This is a genomic window from Gordonia sp. (in: high G+C Gram-positive bacteria) (genome assembly GCF_012515855.1).
GTDB lineage: Bacteria > Actinomycetota > Actinomycetes > Mycobacteriales > Mycobacteriaceae > Gordonia.
The window spans coordinates 1-2,982 of the sequence record NZ_JAAYXO010000245.1 but is presented as its reverse complement, the minus strand read 5'-3'; the positions used below and the strand labels follow the sequence as shown (position 1 = coordinate 2,982).

At 62.6% G+C, this 2,982-nt stretch carries 3 protein-coding genes; 2 read left to right on the top strand and 1 reads right to left on the bottom strand.

Going from position 1 to position 2,982, the window contains the following annotated elements:
- Window positions 1-183 precede the first annotated feature (183 nt).
- Window positions 184-1,314 (bottom strand): isochorismate synthase MenF, encoded by a 1,131-nt coding sequence (locus GX543_RS17460; protein WP_290853761.1) that lies wholly within the window; start codon window positions 1,312-1,314, stop codon window positions 184-186.
- A 174-nt stretch (window positions 1,315-1,488) separates the two neighbouring features.
- On the opposite strand from GX543_RS17460, the gene GX543_RS17455 reads away from it, so the two are divergent.
- Together GX543_RS17455 and GX543_RS17450 are read left to right on the top strand one after the other, a co-directional pair.
- A complete protein-coding gene (locus GX543_RS17455) occupies window positions 1,489-2,247 on the top strand; it encodes a class I SAM-dependent methyltransferase (protein ID WP_290853760.1) in 759 nt (252 codons plus the stop codon).
- Window positions 2,244-2,982, top strand: a 739-nt coding sequence (locus tag GX543_RS17450; RefSeq protein ID WP_290853759.1) for a polyprenyl synthetase family protein, incomplete at its 3' end; no start/stop codon positions are given. The genes GX543_RS17455 and GX543_RS17450, both read left to right, overlap by 4 nt.

The window sequence follows — 2,982 nt, the reverse complement described above, 5'->3', positions numbered from 1 at the left end:
GGCCCATGCTACGGACTTCGACCGTGTCATGTACACGCCGCAGAATGTCAATATGGAAGCCCTTGCGCGGGGCTACGGGTGGGACTTTCGTCGCATCGAAACCCGTGGAGAGCTTGAGGCGCTGCTCACCGAACCAGTCACCGGTACCGCGCTCATCGAGGTGCCGCTCAGTCGCTGAGAAGGCTACTCCGAAAAGGCCTCGGCAATCGGTCGAAACTTCGACACGGTTTCGCGAAGTTCGTGCTCCGGATCACTCCCGGCGAGAATGCCTCCGCCGGCATATGCCACAATCTCACGGCGCCCGTTTTGTGCTGCTCGCACCTGAGCGCCTCGCAGAGCGATCACCCACTCCCCGTCTCCGTTGGCGTCGATCCACCCGGTGGCACCGGCGTACCGCTCACGATCGAAGGGTTCAAGCTCAGCGATTGCCTCTACAGCCTGCGCGGTCGGTGTTCCCGCCACTGCCGCGGTGGGGTGCAGCGCCGCAGCGAGCGTGAGCGAGGAGCCACCATCTGCGGGCACCGCGGTAACGTCGGTAGCGAGATGCCACACATTTGGTAACTGCAGTGCAAACGGTTGGTCGCTGGTGCTGAGATCTGCCACGAGGGGAGTGAGCGCAGACACGACGCTTTGCACCGAGAATGCATGCTCCTGCTGCTCTTTCTCGTTCGTGAGAAGTTCATCACGCGTGAGCAGGTCAGCGGCTTCGTCTTCACGACGACCGCGGGTGCCGGCGAGCACTCGAGAGGTGATGCTTCCGGCGGTCTGCCGCACCAGGGTCTCGGGGCTTGCGCCCATCATGCCGTCAACGGCATACGTCCAGCAGTCCGTGTAGCGGTAGGCGAGTCGGCTCAGTGGCACCCGAAGGTCATCTGCTGCGTCGAGAGTGCCGCTCACGGTGCGAGCCAGCACGATCTTCTCTGCCTCCCCACGTTCAATACGCGCGGTTGCTTCAACAACTCCCTTGAGATACTCGTCGTTCGGAGCCGTGGTATCGAGTGAGGTTCCCCTCCACGCGCCGCGTGGCTGCGGTTCAGACAGAGGGCGAGGGTGTTCGAGCGGTGCCAGCGAGACTTCGGTCACCCACGCAATCGCACCGTGGCGCGCCACAAGCATGCGTGGCACGATGAGCACACTCTCGGCTGCGCTGCGGTCGTCAAACGTGAACGTACCGAACGCTAGTAATCCAGTGCCGGGGCGTTGCACGGTGTCGTCGATCGTGGCGAGCGCCGCGATCTCCCGCCAGGCAGCATCAGCTTCGGCAAAACGATTGGGGCCGCGGAAGGTCAGCCTGAGCGCCTCGCCAAGCCCCACACACCCACGATCCCCGCGCATCCACAGGAGGGGATTGCGGGGGTCTGCCACCTGAAGCAATGGGGGCACTCGCCGGAGGGGACGCGTGACGGCAAACAGGTGGGGGCGCTGCGCAGAAGTCACCCTGCCAATCTACTCTGCATAACCGCAGAATCTACCGAGTAGCATGAAAGGGTGACCCGCCCTGACACAGCCACAAAGCTGGCCACCGACGTTTCGAGCATGTTTGACGAGGTGTCCCCTCGGTATGACCTCATTAATGATGTGCTGACCGTCGGCAACGATCGTCTCTGGCGCATTGCCACCACCAGAGCGCTTGCCCCGCGAAAAGGAATGCGCGTGCTTGATCTGGCGGCAGGCACCGGCACCTCAAGCGCCGCGATCGCGAAGCACGGTGCGAACGTGGTTGCGGCAGATTTCTCAGAGGGCATGCTTGAAGAGGGGCGGAAGCGCCATGCGGGGAACGACCTTATCGAGTTCGTGTGGGCTGATGCCACGGCACTGCCGTTTGACGACGACAGCTTCGACGCCGCGACCATCTCGTACGGCTTGCGAAATGTGAGTGACCCGCGGAAGGCGCTCGAAGAGATGCGTCGGGTGGTGAAACCCGGTGGTCGAGTGGTCATCGCCGAGTTCTCGACTCCCCCTGCGTCGGTCGTGCGGGTTCCCTATCGGTTGTACGGAAAGTATCTTCTGCCGCGCATCGCCGGTGCCTTGAACCGAGACGCTGCTGAAGCGTACACCTACCTGAACGAATCAATTGAACAGTGGCCACATCAGCGCGAGCTGGCTCGGTGGATGCGCGAAGCCGGCTATGAACGGGTGGCCTACCGCAACCTGACCTTTGGTATTGTCGCGCTGCATCGCGGGTTTGTGCCGCGCGAAAAGGCGCCCGAAGGCGCCACCGTCAAGCAGAACTCGGGTGACGCATGAGCCGCGCCGTCAACGAAGAAACTGCGACGCAGGCAATGCCGCTGCACCTGTTCCGAGGAGCCGCGGAACGCCGCTATGCCGACCGCTTGAAGGCTGAGCTCGATGTCGTGGAGGCATCGCTGCTCGAACAGCTCGCCTTCGCTTCGAAGGTGGCTGATGCTCCGGCACGCTACCTTGCCGAGGCAGGGGGCAAACGGGTCAGGCCGATGCTCACCTTGCTCACCAGTGAACTCGGCGACGGGCCAAACGAGTTGGTGCGTCGAGCCGCCATTGCGGTCGAGCTCACCCACCTCGCCTCGCTGTATCACGACGATGTGATGGATGATGCGCATTTGCGACGGGGCGTTCCCGCCGCGCACACCGTCTGGTCCAACTCGGTTGCGATCCTTGCAGGTGACCTGCTCTTTGCCCGCGCATCGTCGCTGGTTTCAGGAATGAGCGAAGAGGCGATTCTGCTGCAGGCGCAAACCTTCGAGCGGCTGTGTCTCGGGCAACTGCACGAGACCGTCGGCCCGGAACCCGGGGATGACCCGATGGCTCATTATCTTCAGGTGCTTGCCGATAAGACGGGTGCACTCATTTCGACGGCCGCCCGCATGGGGGTCATGTTTTCGAACGCTCCCGCAGAATATGCCGACCCGGTCACCGAATATGGGGAACGTATTGGCGTCGCATTCCAATTGATTGACGACGTGATTGATTTGTCGCCGAAAGCGGCGCAGACGGGCAAACTCG